Consider the following 17,865-nt stretch of genomic DNA (forward strand, 5'->3'; position numbering starts at 1 on the left):
ACTACGGACCCGGGGCGACTACGCGGCTACGGACGGAACCGCAGGACCTGCGGGTCGTGGTCGCTGACCTGGTCGGAGAACTCCGAGTTGAGGTGGACGCTGTCGTAGTCGACGTCGCAGCCACGCCGGATCGACGGGCTGACCAGGATCTGGTCGAGGACCTGGCTGTTGCCCTGGTAGTCGTACGTGTAACGCTCGCTCTTCGGCAGCGACTTGATCGCCGACCAGAGCTCGCCGTCGCCCTCGAGGATCTTCGCCGTGTCGGAGAACTCGAAGTCGTTCATGTCGCCGAGGGCTATGACGTCCGCGTTCTTCTGCGTGTCGAGGACGTCCTTGACGAACGCGTTCACCGCGGTCGCCTGCAAGTGGCGCTGCGTCTCCGAGCTGCGCGCCGGCGGCTGGTACTGCGCGGCCAGCCCCTGGTCGCCGCCCTTCGAGGCGAAGTGGTTGGCGATCACGAAGACCGTCCTGCCGCGGAAGACGAACTCGCCCGCGAGCGGCTTGCGGCTGCTGTTCCAGGCCGCGTCGGACGGGTCGATCCGGCCCGGGGACACGGTCAGCTGCGCCTTGCCGCGCACCTTCGTCACGCCGACGGCGGTCGTCGAGTCGCCGCCCGCGCGGTCGGTGAAGGACACCCGGTCCGGGTTGAAGAGGAAGACCTGGCGGATGTTGCCGCCCGGCTCGCCGCCGTCCTTGTCGTTGACCGGGTCTATGGAGCGCCATTCGTACGCCGGGCCGCCCGCCGCCACGATCGCGTCGATCAGCTTCCGCACCGTCTGGTCGGCGGCGACCGTGCCGTCGTCCGTCGCGCCGTTGTTGTCCTGGATCTCCTCCAGGGACACGATGTCGGGCGACTGGAGGTTGTTCACGATCGCGGCGGCGTGGTCCGCGAAGGTGGCGTCGGACGGGTCCAGGTTCTCCACGTTGTACGTCGCCACGGCCAGCTCGCCGCGCGACTGCTTACGGGTCGTCTCCCGGGCCAGGCCGCCCTTCTCCAGGGTGCCGAGCTGGTTGGCGACGAGCGTGTAGCCGCCGTACTGGTTGAAGTCCAGCGGGCCCGCGGTGGTGCCCTTGAGCTCGTCACCCACGTTCGCGGTCGGGAAGTCCGCGGTCGAGCCCAGCGACTGGATCTGGAGCCGGCCGGTGTTCTGCGACTCGTACGAGCCGTAGACCGTGCCCCCGCGGCGGTTGGCGTGCTCGCGCGGCTTCACCGTGACCCACAGCTCGGAGTACGGGTCGGTGGCCGTGACCACGCGGGCGTCGGCGACCTGGACGTTCATGCCCTCAAGGGACTCGTAGTAGTCCAGGGCGTACTTGGCCGGCTCCAGGGTGAGGCCGTTGATCGAGCCGCCCGCGGCCGTGTCACCGGCGGCGGTGTACCGGCTCGGCACCGACCCCGCGTCGACGACGGCGGGGGCCGGAACGGTGTTGCCGCCGGAGAGCACCGTCACCGTCGGCTTCGTGATCTCCGTCAGCGACTGGTTGCCGCTCGCGGCGCCGCCCGGGACGTACTCCGAGACCGTGCCCGACACCGTGACCGAGTCGCCGACGGCGACCTTCGGGGCGGAACTGGTGAAGACCAGGACGCCCTCACTGGTGGCCGGGTCGGCGTCCGGGGCCGGGTCCTGGATCCAGAACCCCTTCGAGGAACCGTAGGTCCGCACACCCGTGACGATGCCCGCCACGTCGGTGACCTTCTGCCCGGCGAGCGGGGAAAGCCGGGTGGTGCCCTGGATGTCGTGGATGTGCACACTGTCCGCCTGGGCGGGCGATGTGAGAACCACCGCGGAGACCGTGGAACAGACGGCTGCGACGGTGAGCGCGGCGAGGCGCGCGGAAGACTTGCTCGGCAACGGGATCCCTCCGGGGACATGCGTGGGTGCCGGGACGAGGGTGGGTGGTGCGGTGGGGGGAGCGCGACCGGTGGGGCGGTCGGTGACGCGCGTAGAAGAACAGGTGCACGACTGTCCACTCGTTTCTACGCGCGTCAATCTCGTGTGTGGGAAGGCCACTTGTCAAGGTTTCAGCCAGGTGCGGCCTCCGGGGGAGAGAGGAACCGGGCGGCATGGGTGGAAATCCGTCTAGGCTGAGACCGCGTTCTCCGGGGCACCCCCTTGGCCCCGCGGGCACGCCCGGGGCGTCCCCCCGGTCCGCAGGTATGTCCGGGGATGTCCCCTCGGCCCACAGGTACGTCCCAAGGAGATCCCCCCGATGTCAGACAGCTCCTCCTTGCCGCCGGTTCGGCTGCACTCCGAAGCGGAGCTCGCGCGGGACGCGCTCGCCACCCCGTTGTTCTCCCGCGCCGCGCGCCTGGCCCGCTGGGCCGGTCCGGACACCCGCGTCGGCGTCGGCGGTGAACTCGAGGAGGAGCAGCTTCCCGGGGCGGCCGAAGCGCTCGGGCTCGCGGGCGACGACGCGGCGGCCCTCGCGAGCGAGGCCTGGCGGGTCGCTGTCGACACGGGGCTCGTCGTGATCGTGGACGAGGAGGAGGGCACGGTCGCCGCGGCACCGGACCTCGCGCTGCTCACCTCCGGAAGCCCGCACGACGTGCTCGGGTTGTGGCTCGGGGCGCTGGAGACGGTGCTGGCCGACGCGAGCGTGCCCGATCTCGACGACCTCGGCGACGCGATGGACGAGGACGGCACGATCGACTTCTCCGAACTCGACTGGGATCTCGAGGCGGAGGCGGAGTTCCTCGACGGAGTGCTGGGGAACCTCTATCTGCTGACGGTCGGCGAGGAGGGCCCCGGCGACCATCCCGTGCCGCTGCCGGCCCTCGCCGCGTCGATGATCGTGCCCGACGACATGGGGGAGCCCACCAACGACGTCCTGGAGCAGGTCTCGGACGCGATGATGCGGCTCGACGACCAGTTCCGGCTGCTGGAGCCGATCGGGCTCGTCGAGTTCCGGCCGGTCGACGAGGCGCTGATGGCGGACGCCGAGGACGGCGAGGACGCCGCGGACGAGCCGGCCGCGCCGGTCGACGACACGGACGTCAGCCGGTACGGGATGGTGCGGCTGACACCGCTCGGGCTGTACGGGCTGCGGGCACGGCTGCTCGAGGCCGGGATCAGCGCGCCCGCGGTGGGGGATCTGGTCGACAAGGGTGCGGACGCGCTGCTCGACGGCACGTCCACGTTCCCGCCGATGGCGGCGCAGGCGGAGACCGAGCAGTGGCTGGCGCGGCGCGAACCGCTCACGGCGGCACGGGAGTTGCTGGCGGCGGCGCGGGGCGGGGACACGGGTGCGCCACTGCGCCGGCTGCGCTGCCAGCAGGCGCTGTCACTGGTCGGTACGGAGGCGGAGCCGGCGCTTCGGGAGGTGCTGGACGACGCGGAGCTGGGCGGCCTCGCCCGGGTCTGGCTCGCGGAGCGGGGAGCGGCCGACGTGCCCGCGCCCCCGGAGTCGATGGTGTTCTGGCTGACCATCGACACGGTGGCCGCGCAGCTGGCGGCCGAGGGGAACTCGACGGAACTCCAGGCGCTGGTGGAGGGGCTGGCCCAGCAGCACAGCGGCTTCTTCGCGACGGCGTGGCGAGTGGACCACCCGGCCACGCCGGACGTCTTGGAGGCGATGGGCCGACTGCACCCGGACAAGAAGGTGGCGAAGGCGGCCCGGAAGGCGGCGTTCAAGGCGCGGTCGCAGCAAGGGGGTTGAGGCTGCGGGGTCGGTGCGGGCCGGGGTTGGTGCGGGCCGGGGTCGGGGCTGGTGCTTGCCGGGGCTGACCCTTTCCGTGCGACGGTGCCCCCACCGCGACCGCGGTGTTCATCGGCGTCGGCACGGTGATTCGCCACGTCCGCGGTGTTTTTTCCCCCCGGGCCTCCGGCCCCGCGCACGCTGCGCGGGGATCGCGGCCGGTCCGACGCCGTCACGCACGGCTGCCGTGTACCGCCGTCGGGCGGCTCGCGTCACGCACCGCCGTCGCACACCGCCGTCGGGCCGTTCGCCGTCACGGCGGGGAGGCTGGTGGGGGCTTTGCCCGGCGGCGGGGAGGCCGGGGGTGCCCGGTGTGGCGGGGAAGCCGGTGGGGGCTTGTCCGGTGTGGGGGAGGGGGCTGCGGGACCTCGCCGGCGGCGTCGGTCGCGTGGGCGCTCAGGTGGATTCACGGAACGCGGTCCCCTTACGTCGGCCCGTGTTCAACTGCCGTTCAGGCGCGGGCGGGACGGTGTGGCCGCAACGAGGTGCGCCACCCCCTTCGACGTCCCACTCCACCGTCACAGGAGACAGCATGTCGCTCACCCGCAGGGACTTCGCCAGACGATCCGCGCTCACCGGCGCCGGCGTCGCCCTGGCCGGCAGCGTCGGCGCCCTCGCCACCGCGCCGAACGCCCTCGCGTCCACCGACACCGAGAGCGCGGGCGAGGAATCCGCGGACCGGCACGGCAGCGTCGGTTACGGCCCGCTGATCCCCGACCCGAAGGGCATCCTCGCGCTGCCCGCCGGGTTCTCGTACCGCGTCATCACCTACAGCGGAAAGACCAAGCTGGAGTCGGGCGAGTTCACCCCGTCCAACCACGACGGCACGGCCACCTTCGACGGCCCCCGGGGCGCCACCCTCCTCGTCAACAACCACGAGCTCAAGGGCCCCCGCGCCAACTGGAAGTACCCGGTCCCCCTCACCGAGGGCCTCGTCTACGACCCGGCCGCGGCCGGCGGCTGCACGGTCGTCGAGGTCCGCCGCGACAAGGTCGCCGAGTGGGTCGGCATCGCCGGCACCTCCACCAACTGCGCGGGCGGCAGCACCCCCTGGGGCACCTGGCTCACCGGCGAGGAGACCGAGGACAGGGCCGGCCAGAACGGCATGACCAAGGACCACGGCTACATCTTCGAGGTGGATCCGGAAGACCGCCGCCGCAACCGGGACCCCAAGCCCGTCAAGGCTCTCGGCCGTTACGCCCACGAGGCCGTCGTCGTCGACCCCAAGCGCGGCCGGCTGTACCTGACGGAGGACGCGTCCACTCCCAACGGCCTCCTGTACCGCTGGACCCCGCCGCAGGGCTTCGAGCACGGCCACGGCCGGCTGCGCACCCTCGCCGACGACGCGGGCGCCCTCCAGGCCTTCAAGTGCTTCGACTCCGGCGGCCGGTTCGTCGACGACCTCTCCCGTGCCACCAGGATCGGCACCGTGTACGGCGTCGACTGGGTGGACGTACCGGACCGGGACGCCAAGACGGTGTCCGTCCGCAAGCAGTTCGCCGCCGGAGAGGTCACCCGCGCCCGCAAACTCGAAGGCATGTGGTGGGGCGACGGCGGCGTGTACATCGTCTCCTCGTACGCCCGCGAGGAGAGCCCCGTCCAGCACGACGGCCAGGTCTGGTTCTACGACCCCAAGCGCCGCACGCTCACCCTGAAGGTGCTCCTCGGGGTGAACCGGGACCCGTCCGCCGACGGCGCCTTCGACGGGCCCGACAACATCACCGTCTCCCCCTACGGCGGCCTCGTCATCGCCGAGGACGGCGAGGGCGTCCAGCACCTGTTCGGCGCCACCGACAGCGGCCGTACGTACCCGATCGCCCGCAACGACCTCGCATTGACACCAGCCGCTGCCGCAGCGGGCGGCACCGAAGCGGAGCCGTCGTACAGCGAGTTCACCGGCGTCACCTTCTCGCCCGACGGCAGGACCCTGTTCGCCAACATCCAGGATCCGGGCATCATGCTCGCCATCACCGGCCCCTGGAAGCGCCAGAAGCGCGGGTAGTTAATTCACTGGCTCACCCCGCGGCCCGCCTCCTAGAGTGATGAACGTCCAGGTGCGAAGGCAGGACCTACTTCCACTGATAATGGGGCGGCCGCGGGTTCGAGTCCCGCCACCGGTACAACGCGCCGGTGTAGCTCAGGGGTTAGAGCACCTAATGTCGGTTCCGCCGACCTGAACTCTGGACAGCACAATTTCATGCACCTCCCGGTGCGCAGGCTGCGGCTACTTCTTTGCAACAGAATCCGATGCCGCCGCCGTTTTTGATCTCGGGAGGCGCAGCACATGGTGTGTGCCCGGTGCGCAGGCAACGGTTACTTCATTGGATCGGACGGTTGCGGGTTCAAGTCCCGTCATCGACTTCGGGTCGGTGTAGCTCAATCGGTAGAGCATCTGGCTAGTCCGTCGCCGACTCCTGATCTCGGGCACGCTCCATTTGCTGCGCCTCCCCTCGAAAGCACGGCCCAGAAGCCGTAAAGGAATTCGGGGGAATTCACCATGGCGCGATTCAACAAGAAGACGGCGAAGGCGCAGCCCACCTCGCGCGTGACGTCGACGGGGCAGGTGCTCCGTACCCACCAGGGCGGCCGCGGCCAGGAGCGCGACGTGCGCTCGGAGCTGTTCCTGCTCGCCCTCGCCAACTTCGTCTCGCAGCAGACCTTCTACGAGACCGGCGCGGCCCGCGACGACCGGTTCGCCGCACTCGTGCGCGAGCTGGCCGTGGCCGACCCGTCGTGGACGGCCGCGCTGCTCGGCTGGCTGCGCGGCGAGGGCAACCTCCGTACGGCCTCCCTCGTCGGCGCCGCCGAGTACGTCAAGGCGCGCCTCGACGCGGGCGTGACCGACGGCCCGTCGAACCGCGAGGTCGTCGCCTCCGTACTGCGACGCCCGGACGAGCCCGGCGAACTGCTCGGGTACTGGACCTCGCAGTACGGCCGCGCGGTTCCCAAGCCCGTGAAGCGGGGCATCGCCGACGCCGTACGGCGTCTGTACCACGCGAAGTCGCTGCTCAAGTACGACACCGCGTCCAAGGGCTACCGCTTCGGCGACGTCCTCAACCTGGTGCACGCGGCGCCGGACCCGGACAAGCCGTGGCAGGGCGACCTGTTCCAGTACGCCCTCGACCGGCGGCACCACCCGGACACGGCCGTGGTCCCGAAGACGCTGCCCGTGCTCGTCGCCCACCGTGACCTGATGGAGCTGCGGCCCGCCAAGCGGCGCAAGGTCGTGACCGGAGCGCACGGCGCGCAGCGCCTGGCGGACGCCGGCATGACCTGGGAGGCGCTGGCCGGCTGGTTGCAGGGCCCGATGGACAAGGCGGCCTGGGAGGCGGTCATCCCGTCCATGGGCGCGATGGCGCTGGTCCGGAACCTGCGCAACTTCGACGAGGCGGGCGTCTCGGACGAGGTGGCGGCCCAGGTCGCCGCGAAGATCAGCGACCCGGCGGAGGTGGCGCGCTCGCGGCAGTTCCCCTTCCGGTACCTCGCCGCGTACCAGCACGCGCCGTCGCTGCGCTGGTCGTACCCGCTGGAGCAGGCGCTCGCCCACTCGCTGGGCAACGTGCCCGCGCTGCCGGGCCGGACGCTGGTGCTCGTGGACCGTTCGGGTTCGATGTTCTACTCGCGTCTTTCGGACCGTTCGGAGCTCAACCGGGCCGACGCCGCGGCGATCTTCGGTACGGCGCTCGCGCTGCGGGCGGCGGACGCGGATCTGGTGGAGTTCGGCACGAGCAGCAACGCCGTGAAGTTCCGCAAGGGCGAGTCGGTGCTCAAGGTGCTCGACCGCTTCGGCGACCTCGGCGGGACGAACACCAGCGAGGCCGTGCGCCGGCACTACCGGAAGCACGACCGGGTGCTCATCGTCACCGACGAGCAGGCGGCGTACAGCCATCACGGCGACCCGACCGAGCAGGTACCGGCCGACGTCCCGGTCTACACCTGGAACCTGGCGGGCCACCGCGCGGGCCACGGCCCGTCCGGGACGGCGAACCGGCACACCTTCGGAGGGCTCTCGGACGCGGCCTTCCGGATGGTGCCGCTGCTCGAGGGAGCGCGGGACGCCGACTGGCCGTGGGCGGCCTGAGCCGAACCCCGGGTGGGCGCGGGCTCGCCGCCGAGGTGCTGTACGCCCACCTCGGCGGCGAGCCCGCGCGCCTGTCGACCCCTACCGGGCGCCGTGCTGATCCTTCGGCCGGCGTCCGGTGATGACCACCGCCACGACCAGCAGCGCGGTCACCGCTACCAGCGAGCCCACCCCGAACGCCCGGGACGCACCCTCGGTGAGGATCGCCGACGGGGAGCCGGTCGCGTGCCGGGTCGCCGTGCCGTACACCGTGACCAGGACGGACAGGCCGAGGGTGCCGCCGAGCCATTGCAGGGTCTGCAACAGGCCGGAGGCCGCGCCCGCGTCGCGTGGTTCGATGCCCGCGAGGATCGTGGCGTTGAGCGGCATGAAACTCATGCCGACGCCCATGCCCATCAGGATCAGCGGCCCGAGCAGCCCGGTGACATAGCCGTCGCCGGGCTCGAGCCGCCACAGCCAGCCGGCCGCGGCCACGAGCAGCGTCGTGCCGATGAGCAGCAGCGGCTTGGCGCCGTGGCGCTGGAGGAGACGCGGCACGAAGCGCACGGTGGCGAACAGTGCGAGCGTCATCGGCAGGAACGCGAACCCCGCGCGCAACGGGCCGTATCCCAGGACCTGTTGGGTGAACAGCGTGAGGAAGTAGAAGGCGCCGAACATGCCGGCCGGCAGCAGCAGTACGCCCGCGTAGCCGCCCGCGCGGTTGCGGTCGCGGAAGAGACGCAGCGGCATGATCGGCTGGCCGGCGCGGGATTCGACCCGTGCGAAGCCCGCGAGCAGCGCGGCCGCGGTCGTGAAGCCGAGCAGGGCCCGGGTGTCGCTCCAGCCCCGCTCCGAGACCCGGATGAACGCGTAGACCAGCGAGGTCGTGCCCGCCGTGCCGGTCAGTGCGCCCGCCGCGTCGAAGCGGCCCGCGTGGCGCGGGGTCTCGGCGACGAAGCGGGGGAGGGCGAGGGCCACTCCGATGCCGATCGGTACGTTGATCAGCAGGGCCCAGCGCCAGGAGGCCCAGGAGGTGAGCATGCCGCCCAGGATCAGCCCGATGGAGGCGCCGATGCTCGCCATCGAGGTGTAGACGCCGAGGGCGTGGTGGCGGCGCGGGCCGTCGGGGAAGTTGGTGGTGATCAGGGCGAGGGTGCTGGGGGCGGTGAGGGCGGCGCCGATGCCCTGGAGGGCGCGGGCCGCGAGCAGCCAGCCGCTCTCGCCCGCGAGACCGCCGAGCAGCGAGGAGAGGGCGAAGAGCAGGACACCGCAGGTGAGGGTGCGGCGGCGGCCCGCGATGTCGCCGATCCGGCCGCCGAGCAGCAGGAGGCCGCCGAAGGCGAGCGTGTAGGCGTTCAGGACCCAGGACAGACCGGTGGGCGAGAAGCGCAGGTCCCGCTGGATGTCGGGCAGCGCGACGTTGACGACGGTGGAGTCGACGCCGACCATCAAGTAGGCGGTGACGATGACGAAGAGGACGGCACCGAGCCTGGCGGGGTGCGGGTCCGCCCGCGGTGGGCCGGTGGTGGACGCGGGCGGGGTGGACGGGGTGGACATGGGATGCTCCCTGTCTGATGTCCCCGGTCGACATGGGTACGGGCAGCACGGACTGCCCGCAGAGATAAGCGGGGACTGTCTCCGTTTAATGCTCGATAAGATACGGAGACGGTCCCCGGTTCGCAAGGAGTATCTGGATGGCGCAGGTCAAGCCCATGCGTGCCGATGCGCGGCGCAACTATGAGCGGCTGATCGAGGAAGCGGCGGTCGCCTTCGCCGAGCATGGGGAAGGGGCGTCGCTCGACGACATCGCCAAGCGGGCCGGGGTCGGCTCGGGCACGCTGTACCGGCACTTCCCGAACCGGCAGGCGCTGCTGGAGGCCGTGTACGTCGACGCCATCGAGGCGATCGCGATGCGGGCGGACGAGATCGCGGCCCGGCTGCCCCCGGGTGAAGCGCTGGTGGAGTGGCTGAACGAGCTGAGCGAGCGGATGATCCAGGTCCGGGGGCTCAAGACGCTGCTGGGCTCGGCCGTGACGGACGGGAGTTCCGCCGTGCTCACCGCCTGCGGCAGCTCCGTGAAGGGCGCCGCGACCCGGCTGGTCGAGGCGGCCCAGCGGGAGGGGACCGTCCGGCCGGACGTCGAGCCGATCGAGATTCTGCGGCTGGCGCACGGAGTGGCCACGGCGTCGGAACTGGCGAACGGGGAGGGGAAGCACATCCGGCGGTATCTGTCGCTGCTCACGGAGGGGCTGCGGCCGGAACGCCGACGGGCGGACGGCGGGCCGGGGCCGGAGAACTGACGGCGGGGCGCCCTCTTCCGAAGAGGGCGCCCCGGACTGCGTACGGGCTGTTGTCCGGCCCCTTACAGCGCCTGCGCCGAAGGCTTCACCATGCCGCGGACCGTGCGGGACTTCACGAAGTCGCCCAGGGCCGTCATCTCCCACTCGCCGGAGAACTGCTTGATCAGCTTGGCCATCATGACGCCGGTCTGCGGCTCGGCGCTGGTGAGGTCGAAGCGGACCAGCTCCTCGTCCGTGGCGGCGTCCACGAGGCGGCAGTAGGCCTTGGCGACCTCGGTGAACTTCTGGCCGGAGAAGGAGTTCACCGTGAAGACCAGGCCGGTGACCTCCTGGGGGAGACGGCCGAGGTCGACGACGATGACCTCGTCGTCGCCTCCGCCCTCACCCGTGAGGTTGTCCCCGGAGTGCTTGATCGCGCCGTTCACGATCGACAGCTTGCCGAAGTAGCAGCTGTCGATGTGGTTGCGCTGCGGGCCGTACGCGATGACCGACGCGTCCAGGTCGATGTCCTTGCCGCGGTACGCGGGCTCCCAGCCGAGGCCCATCTTGACCTGGGTGAGCAAGGGACGGCCGCCCTTGACCAGGGAGACGGTCTGGTTCTTCTGGAGGCTGACCCGGCCCTTGTCCAGGTTGATCTTGCCGGCGCCGGGGGCGGGCGCGGGGGGTGCCGGCGGGGCGGCCGGGACCGGGGGTGCGGAGACGCGCGGGTCCAGGGGCGGGGCCGGCGCAGTCACCGGGGGCTGGACGGCGGGCGCCGGCGCGGCGGCCGGTTCCTCCACGGTGACGCCGAAGTCCGTGGCGATGCCCGCCAAGCCGTTCGCATACCCCTGGCCCACCGCGCGGGCCTTCCACGCTCCGTTGCGCTGGTAGATCTCCACGACCACCAGTGCCGTCTCCGTGCCGAGCTGCGGGGGCGTGAACGTGGCCAGTACGGAGTTGTCGTCCGCGTTGCGGAGCGTGGCCGTGGGTTCGATGCCCTGGAAGGTCTGGCCGGCGGCGTCCGGGCTCGCGGTCACGACGATCTTCTCGATGCCCGGGGGGACGGCGGTGGTGTCGACCGTGATCGCGTCCGGGGAGGTGCCGCCACCCGAGCGGTAGGTCACGCCCGGGCCGGTGGGCTGGTTGTAGAAGATGAAGTCGTCGTCGGAGCGCACCTTGCCGTCGGCGGTGAGCAGCAGGCCCGAAACGTCGAGCCGCACGGGGGCGGCGACGTCCACCGTCACGCGGGTGACGGGGAGAGGGATGTTCGAGCCGGGGGTCATAGCTGTCATGACTGGGGTAACGAGCGAGGGCGCTTTGCCGTTCCCTTACCTACGGGTTTTGCTGCCCGGAGGATTCCGCCCCCGCCGCCCCGCTCATTTCCGTCGCGAGGGATGGGAATGAGCAGGGGGCGCCGGGGGCGGAAACCCGCGCCGCGGTGCTACGGCACCACCACGATCTTCCTCCCCACCCCCGACGCGAACTGCTCCAGCGCCTGGGGATACCGCGCCAGCGGGATGCGGTCGCTGATGAAGACGTCCGGATCGAGGACGCCTCCGGCGAACAGCTCCGCCGCCCGTTCGAAGCTGTGCAGCACGGCCATCGAACCGGTGATCGTGATCTCCTGGTTGTAGATGCGGTACGGGTCGATCGTCACGCGCGTCGCGTAGTCCGCGACCCCGAACTGGAGGAACGTACCCGCCTTCGCCACCCGGCCGAGGCCGTCCTGGATCGCCGCCGCGTTGCCCGTCGCGTCCACCACGACGTCCCACCCCTGCGGCCGGTCCAGTTCGTCGGCGTTCGCGGCGGAGCCGGAGACACCCAGCTGCCGGGCCGTCGTCAGGCGTGCCGGGTTCACGTCCACCACGTCCACGCTCGCCGCGCCCGTCCGCTTGGCCAGCTCCAGCATCATCAGCCCCATCGTTCCGGAGCCGTAGACCAGGACGTGCGCGCCGAGCCGGGACCGCAGGACGTCGTAGCCGCGGACCGCGCAGGACAGCGGCTCGATCAGGGCCGCGTCCTGGGTGCGGACGTGTTCGGGGAGCTTGACGCAGTTGGCGACCGGAGCCACCGCGTACCGCGCCGCGCCGCCCGCCGTCGTCACCCCGATCGCCGCCCAGCGCTCGCAGAGGTTGTTGTGGCCCGTACGGCAGTACCGGCACTCGTAGCAGTAGAGGGACGGGTCCACCGCCACCCGGTCGCCGACCGACACCTCGGTGACCTGGGTGCCCAGCCCGACCACCTCGCCCGCGAACTCGTGCCCCGGCACGATCGGCAGCTTGGGCGCGAACTCGCCCTGGAGGATGTGCAGATCGGTGCCGCACAGCCCGCAGGCCGCGACCTCGACGACGACCTCCCGGGGCCCTGGCGTCGGGTCCGGGACCTCGGCGACGACGGCCTTGCCCACGGACTCGATGACGGCGGCCTTCATTTCACGGCTCCCAGTGACAGGCCCTGGACCAGTTTGTCCTGGGCGGCGAACCCCGCGGCGAGCACCGGCAGGGAGATGACGAGCGACGCGGCGCACACCTTGGCCAGGAACAGGCCCTGGCTGGTGATGAAGCCGGTCAGGAAGACCGGGGCGGTCTCGGCGACCACACCGGTGAGCACCCGGGCGAACAGCAGCTCGTTCCAGCTGAAGATGAAGCAGATCAGGGCCGTGGCGGCGATGCCGGGGAGGGCTATGGGGGCTACGACCCGGGCCAGGATCGTCGGCAGTTTCGCGCCGTCGATCTGCGCCGCCTCGATCACCGCCACCGGCACCTCGGCGAGGAACGACTGCATCATCCACACCGCGATCGGCAGGTTCATGGAGGTGTAGAGGATGACCAGGAGCCAGATGTTGTCCAGCATTCCGGTGTTCTTCGCGAACAGGTAGATCGGGAGCAGGCCCGCCACGACCGGCAGCATCTTCGTCGACAGGAAGAAGAACAGGACGTCCGTCCACTTCTTCACCGGGCGGATCGAGAGCGCGTACGCCGCCGGGAAGGCCAGCAGCAGCACGCAGAGCGTCGAGACCAGCGACGCCACCAGGGAGTTGACCAGCGCCGGCCAGGGGCTCGCGCCGCCTCCCGTGCCGAAGAAGTCGCGGTAGCCGTCGAGGGTGAGGGCGGCGCCGAACGAGGGGGGATTGGTCGCCGCGTCCGACTCCGAGTGGAAGGACGTCAGCGCCATCCAGGCGATGGGCAGGAAGAACAGCAGACCGAGCAGCCAGGCCACCAGGCCCAGGCCCGCTCCCCGGGTGAGACGGGTGCGTACGGGGCGTACGGGTCGTACGCGTGGCGCGGTGGCACTCATGCGCGGGACACCTCCTCGCGGAACAGGGACGACACCACGCGCAGCGCGAAGGTGGCGATGATGATCGAGCCGATGACGACCAGGACGCCGGCGGCCGAGGCGAGGCCGTTCTCGTGGGCCTGGTAGAAGCTCTGGTAGACGGTGTAGGGCAGGTTCGCGGTGCCCAGGCCGCCCGAGGTGATGGTGAAGACCGCGTCGAAGTTCTGCACGATGTAGATCGAGCCGAGCAGCGCGCCCAGTTCGAGGTAGCGGCGCAGATGCGGGAGCGTCAGGTGGCGGAAGATCTGCCAGTCGCTCGCCCCGTCGACCCGCGCCGCCTCGATCTGCTGCTGGTCGCGGCTCTGCAGACCCGCCAGCAGGATCAGCATCATGAAGGGCGTCCACTGCCACACCAGGGAGGCCTCGACCGCGAGCAGCGGGGTGTTGGAGATCCAGTCCGGCTGGGGACCGCCCACGTAGTGCAGCAGGCCGTTGAGAAGGCCGTACTCGGGGTTGTAGAGCACGTGCTTCCACAGGAGGGCCGCCGCCACCGGGACCACCAGGAAGGGCGCGATCAGGAGCGTACGGACGACGCCCCGGCCCCGGAACCTGCGGTCCAGGAGGAGGGCGAGGCCCAGGCCCAGGACCAGGCAGGCGAGCACCACGGTGACCGTCAGCAGGATCGTCGTCCACACCGAGTGGCGCAGGTCCGGGTCGGCCAGGACCTGGTGGTAGTTGTCGACGCCCGTGAAGTGGCGGGCCTTCGGGTAGAGCGCGTTCCAGTCGAAGAAGGAGATCACCAGCGTGGCCACGAACGGCAGCTGGGTCACGGCGATCATGAAGATCAGGGCGGGCAGGAGCGGGGCCCGGGTGGCCCAGGCGCGCAGCCGGGTGGAGGGCTGCCGCGTCGTGCGGACGGGAGCGGCGGCCACGGGGGCCGTTGTCGTGGCGGTCATCGTCCCTCGTACTCCTTCGAGATCTGCTCGGCGAGCTTCTGGGACTTCTTCAGGGCCGAGTCGACGGACTGGCGTCCGGCGATGGCCGCGCTGATCTCCTGGGAGACCTTGGTGCCGAGGTCGGTGAACTCGGGGATGCCGACGAACTGGATGCCGGGCGCGGGGCGGGGCTGCACACCGGGGTCGGTGGGCCGGGCGCCCTCGATGGCCTCGCGGGTCATCTCCTGGAAGGCGCCGGCCTCCTTGCGGTAGTCGGGGTTCGTGTACGTCGACGCCCGCTTGCCCGCGGGGACGTCCGACCAGCCGACCGTGTCGCCGACGAGCTGCTCGTACTCCTTGCTCGACGCCCAGGAGACGAACTTCCAGGCCTTGTCCGGGTTGCGGGACGCCTTCTGCATGCCCCAGGCCCAGGTGTAGAGCCAGCCGGACGACCTGGTCTTCTCGACCGGTGCGGGTACGTAGCCGATCTTGCCCTTGACCGGTGACTTGGCCGACTCCAGGGAACCCGCCGCGGACGTGGCGTCGTACCACATGGCGACCTTGCCCTGCGTCATGTTGTTGAGGCACTCGGCGAAGCCGGACTGGGCCGCGCCGGACTCGCCGTGGGCGCGGACGAGGTCCACGTAGAACCGCGTCGCCTTCTCGAACTCGGGGGAGTCCAGGCGCGCCTTCCAGTTCTTGTCGAACCAGGTGCCGCCGAAGGTGTTCACGACCGTGGTCAGCGGTGCCATGACCTCGCCCCAGCCGGGCAGTCCGCGCAGACAGATGCCCTTCATGCCGGACTGGGCGCCGTCCACGTCCGTGGCCAGCTTGTTCACCTGCTCCCAGGTCGGGTGCGCGGGCATTTTCAGCCCCTTCTCGGCGAACACGTCCTTGCGGTACATCAGGAAGGACGACTCGCCGTAGAAGGGCTGCCCGTAGAGCCGGCCGTCGTCGCCGGTCAGCGACTGGCGCATCGGCTTGAGGATGTCCTGCTGGTCGAACGCGGTGTCGCCCCGGACGTAGCCGTCCATGGAGTGCAGCCAGCCGTTCCTGGCGTAGATCGGGATCTCGTAGTTGCTGAGGGTGGCGACGTCGTACTGGCCCGCCTGGTTGGCGAAATCCTGGCTGATCTTGTCGCGGACGTCGTTCTCCGGCAGGACGGTGAAGTTCACCCTGATGCCGGTCTTCTTGGTGAAGTTCGTGGCGGTGAGCTTTTGCAGCTCCACCATCTGCGGGTTGTTGACCATCAACACGTTGATGGAGTCACCGCCGGAACCGGACCCGCCTGCTCCGACCCAACAGCCGGAAAGCAGCGGGGCGAGCAGCGTCCCTGCGGCGGCCATGGCGAGCGTGGCTCGCGGCCTCCGTCGGCTCTGGGTTCGCATGGATCGCTCCTGGACGTATGGGGAGTTATGGGGTGCTTGCCGGCATGGGGGTGCCCTGAAGACCGAGTGAGTCGGGTTTTCGTACGCGCTCGTGCGGGTCGGTGGGAATGTCAGACGCGGATGACCTGGGGTCCCCGCAGTGAGTAGCGGTGTGCCTCGGACGTCGGCAGCAGGGTGCTCGTGACGATCGCCTCCAGGTCGCCGACCTCCGCGAACCGGCAGAAGCTGACCGCCCCGAACTTGGTGTGCACGCCCGCGAAGACCGTACGCCGGGACGCCCGGATCGCCTGGGCCTTCACCTCGCTGACCGCCGGGTCGGGGGTGGTCAGTCCGTGTTCGCGCGAGATGCCGTTCGCGCCGATGTACGCCAGATCGATGACGAACCCGGCCAGCATTTTCGTCGTCCAGTGGTCGACGGTCGCGAGCGTGCCCGGCCTGACCCGGCCGCCCAGCAGCAGCACGCTGGTGTTCTCGGCCTCCGCGAGCGCTCCCGCGGTGGCCAGTGACGCGGTGACCACGGTCAGCGGCCGGTCCCTGGGCAGCGCCTCGGCGATCAGCTGGGGGGTGAAGCCCTCGTCGACGAAGACGGTCTCGGCGTCCCCGAGGAGCTCGGCCGCGGCGGCCGCGATCCGGCGCTTCTCGGGTACGTGACTGGTGGCGCGGAAGGCGAGCGTCGTCTCGAAGCCGGCGCTCTCGACGGGGTAGGCGCCGCCGTGGGTGCGGCGGAGCAGGCCGTGGTCCTCCAGTGCGCGCAGATCCCGGCGTACGGTCTCCTTGGCCACGCCCAGTTCGGCGGCGAGCGCGGTGACGTCGACCGAACCCGTGACCCGGGCGGCCCGGACGATCTCGCGCTGCCGTTCCTCCGCGGTCCGCGTCGTCTTCGCCGCCATGGCCGCCACCTGCTCCCTGTGCGCACTGCCCGTTCGGGCCCGGTGGGGCCCATGGGGGAAGTTCTACAGCGGGTGCGCGGCACTGACCAGGCCTGTTGCAGGTCCGACCGCGCCCGAATGTGCCTGCTTGGCGAAACCGCCGCCCGTCGCGGACCTGGGGTGGAGCCGGGTGGGGAGTGGGATCGGGCAGCTTCCGTGCCCGAACAGCACGGCGGGCGGGCCCGTTCGGTGCCCGCCCGCCTCTGTGTGCCCGTGTTCCGGCCGCGTCAGTACGGCCAGACCGGCGGGTCGGTGGTGAAGTGGCCGCCCAGGTGGTCGTGGGCCGGGTTGTCCGGGTCCAGCTCGCCCTGTTCGGCGATGAGCTTCTCGGCGTACGGCTCGGAGTCGTCCTGCGGCTGGTAGCCGAGCGCGCGGGCGGTCGAGAGGTCCCACCACAGGCGGGTGTTCGCGGACGAGCCGTGGACGACGGTGTGCCGTACGTCCTCGGCGGTCAGGGCCGCGTGGAAGAGGCGGGCGCCGTCCTCGGGGCTCATCCAGACCGAGAGCATGCGCACGCTCGTGGGCTCGGCGAAGCAGGAGCCGATGCGCACGGAGACCGTCTCCAGGCCGTGCTTGTCCCAGTAGAACTGGGCCAGGTCCTCGCCGAACGACTTGGACAGGCCGTAGAACGTGTCCGGGCGGCGCGGGGTGTCGACCGGGATCAGGGGGTCGTCGCCCCGGGGCCGGGGAGTGAAGCCGATCGCGTGGTTGGAGGAGGCGAAGACGATCCGGCGTACGCCTTCCTCGCGCGCGGCCTCGTACAGGTTGTACGTGCCCTCGATGTTCGCCTTCAGGATCTTGTCGAAGGAGGACTCCAGGGAGATGCCCGCGAGGTGGATGACCGCGTCGACGCCCCGTACGGCCTCGCGCAGCGCCTCCTTGTCCCCGAGGTCCGCGGTGATCGCGTCCGGCTCGCCCTCGATCGGCAGCAGGTCGAGGAGACGCAGTTCGTAGCCGTACCGCGGCAGCAGTCCCCGCATCAGGGTGCCGAGTCCGCCGGCGGCGCCGGTGAGCAGAACGGTGCGGGGAGCGGGCATCCTCGGGTCTCCTTGGATCGGCAGCCGTATGTCCAGCCACATGGTCAGCCGTATGTATGTACGAAATTCACATGCGTGGACACGCTATGGAGGGGTGACAGGTGCCGTCAAGTGTCGCGCGGACGTGGGCAATCCGCTCCCGTGACCCGGGCGTGTGTGCTTGACCGCCCCTGAGGGAGCGCTTTAGCGTAGGCGCGTTCAGAAATATAGACATGGATCAGAAACGTGCACCGGTGTGGGTGCCGGCCTGAGCGCCTGTTTCAAG

The 17,865-nt window shown here is 70.7% G+C and carries 13 protein-coding genes; 4 read left to right on the forward strand and 9 right to left on the reverse strand.

What is annotated here, in order from left to right:
* Positions 1–26: 26 nt before the first annotated feature.
* The gene (locus GTY58_RS32995) at positions 27–1,853 is read right to left on the reverse strand and encodes an endonuclease/exonuclease/phosphatase family protein (protein ID WP_010987747.1); all 1,827 of its coding nucleotides are present in this window, start codon (positions 1,851–1,853) and stop codon (positions 27–29) included.
* 358 nt (positions 1,854–2,211) lie between these two features.
* Here GTY58_RS32995 and GTY58_RS33000 point away from each other — a divergent pair, with 358 nt between their 5' ends.
* From GTY58_RS33000 to GTY58_RS33010, 3 genes are all read left to right on the forward strand, one after another.
* Positions 2,212–3,657: a hypothetical protein gene (locus GTY58_RS33000; RefSeq protein WP_010987748.1), complete on the forward strand. Its 1,446-nt coding sequence runs from the start codon at positions 2,212–2,214 to the stop codon at positions 3,655–3,657.
* Between the two features lie 571 nt (positions 3,658–4,228).
* On the forward strand, positions 4,229–5,698 hold the full coding sequence (locus GTY58_RS33005) for an alkaline phosphatase PhoX (RefSeq protein ID WP_010987749.1): 1,470 nt from the start codon (positions 4,229–4,231) through the stop codon (positions 5,696–5,698).
* A 495-nt stretch (positions 5,699–6,193) separates the two neighbouring features.
* Positions 6,194–7,777 carry a TROVE domain-containing protein gene (locus GTY58_RS33010; protein ID WP_010987750.1) on the forward strand — a complete coding sequence of 528 codons (1,584 nt, stop codon included), beginning with the start codon at positions 6,194–6,196 and terminating at the stop codon, positions 7,775–7,777.
* Between the two features lie 81 nt (positions 7,778–7,858).
* On the opposite strand, the gene GTY58_RS33015 is transcribed toward GTY58_RS33010, so the two are convergent.
* Positions 7,859–9,313, reverse strand: a complete 1,455-nt coding sequence (locus tag GTY58_RS33015) for an MFS transporter (protein ID WP_010987751.1) — start codon at positions 9,311–9,313, stop codon at positions 7,859–7,861.
* A 137-nt stretch (positions 9,314–9,450) separates the two neighbouring features.
* On the opposite strand from GTY58_RS33015, the gene GTY58_RS33020 reads away from it, so the two are divergent.
* Entirely contained in the window at positions 9,451–10,056 is a 606-nt protein-coding gene (locus GTY58_RS33020; protein WP_010987752.1) for a TetR/AcrR family transcriptional regulator, read from the forward strand.
* Positions 10,057–10,118: 62 nt separating this feature from the next.
* Here the strand turns inward: GTY58_RS33020 and GTY58_RS33025 are convergent, their stop codons facing one another.
* From GTY58_RS33025 to GTY58_RS33055, 7 genes are all read right to left on the reverse strand, one after another.
* Positions 10,119–11,318 carry a TerD family protein gene (locus GTY58_RS33025; protein ID WP_174514638.1) on the reverse strand — a complete coding sequence of 400 codons (1,200 nt, stop codon included), beginning with the start codon at positions 11,316–11,318 and terminating at the stop codon, positions 10,119–10,121.
* A gap of 158 nt (positions 11,319–11,476) precedes the next feature.
* Complete coding sequence (locus GTY58_RS33030; RefSeq protein WP_010987754.1) at positions 11,477–12,466, reverse strand: zinc-dependent alcohol dehydrogenase family protein; 990 nt, start codon at positions 12,464–12,466, stop codon at positions 11,477–11,479.
* A complete protein-coding gene (locus GTY58_RS33035) occupies positions 12,463–13,332 on the reverse strand; it encodes a carbohydrate ABC transporter permease (RefSeq protein ID WP_010987755.1) in 870 nt (289 codons plus the stop codon). Before GTY58_RS33035 ends, GTY58_RS33030 begins: the two co-directional genes overlap by 4 nt.
* Positions 13,329–14,267, reverse strand: a complete 939-nt coding sequence (locus tag GTY58_RS33040) for a sugar ABC transporter permease (protein ID WP_010987756.1) — start codon at positions 14,265–14,267, stop codon at positions 13,329–13,331. Before GTY58_RS33040 ends, GTY58_RS33035 begins: the two co-directional genes overlap by 4 nt.
* Entirely contained in the window at positions 14,264–15,634 is a 1,371-nt protein-coding gene (locus GTY58_RS33045; protein ID WP_010987757.1) for a sugar ABC transporter substrate-binding protein, read from the reverse strand. Before GTY58_RS33045 ends, GTY58_RS33040 begins: the two co-directional genes overlap by 4 nt.
* Positions 15,635–15,744: 110 nt before the next feature.
* Positions 15,745–16,524: a DeoR/GlpR family DNA-binding transcription regulator gene (locus GTY58_RS33050; protein WP_037646858.1), complete on the reverse strand. Its 780-nt coding sequence runs from the start codon at positions 16,522–16,524 to the stop codon at positions 15,745–15,747.
* Positions 16,525–16,790: 266 nt separating this feature from the next.
* Complete coding sequence (locus GTY58_RS33055; protein ID WP_010987759.1) at positions 16,791–17,600, reverse strand: NAD(P)-dependent oxidoreductase; 810 nt, start codon at positions 17,598–17,600, stop codon at positions 16,791–16,793.
* Positions 17,601–17,865: the final 265 nt, after the last annotated feature.

The organism is Streptomyces sp. SID5469, from assembly GCF_009862865.1.
GTDB classification, from domain to species: Bacteria; Actinomycetota; Actinomycetes; order Streptomycetales; family Streptomycetaceae; genus Streptomyces; species Streptomyces avermitilis.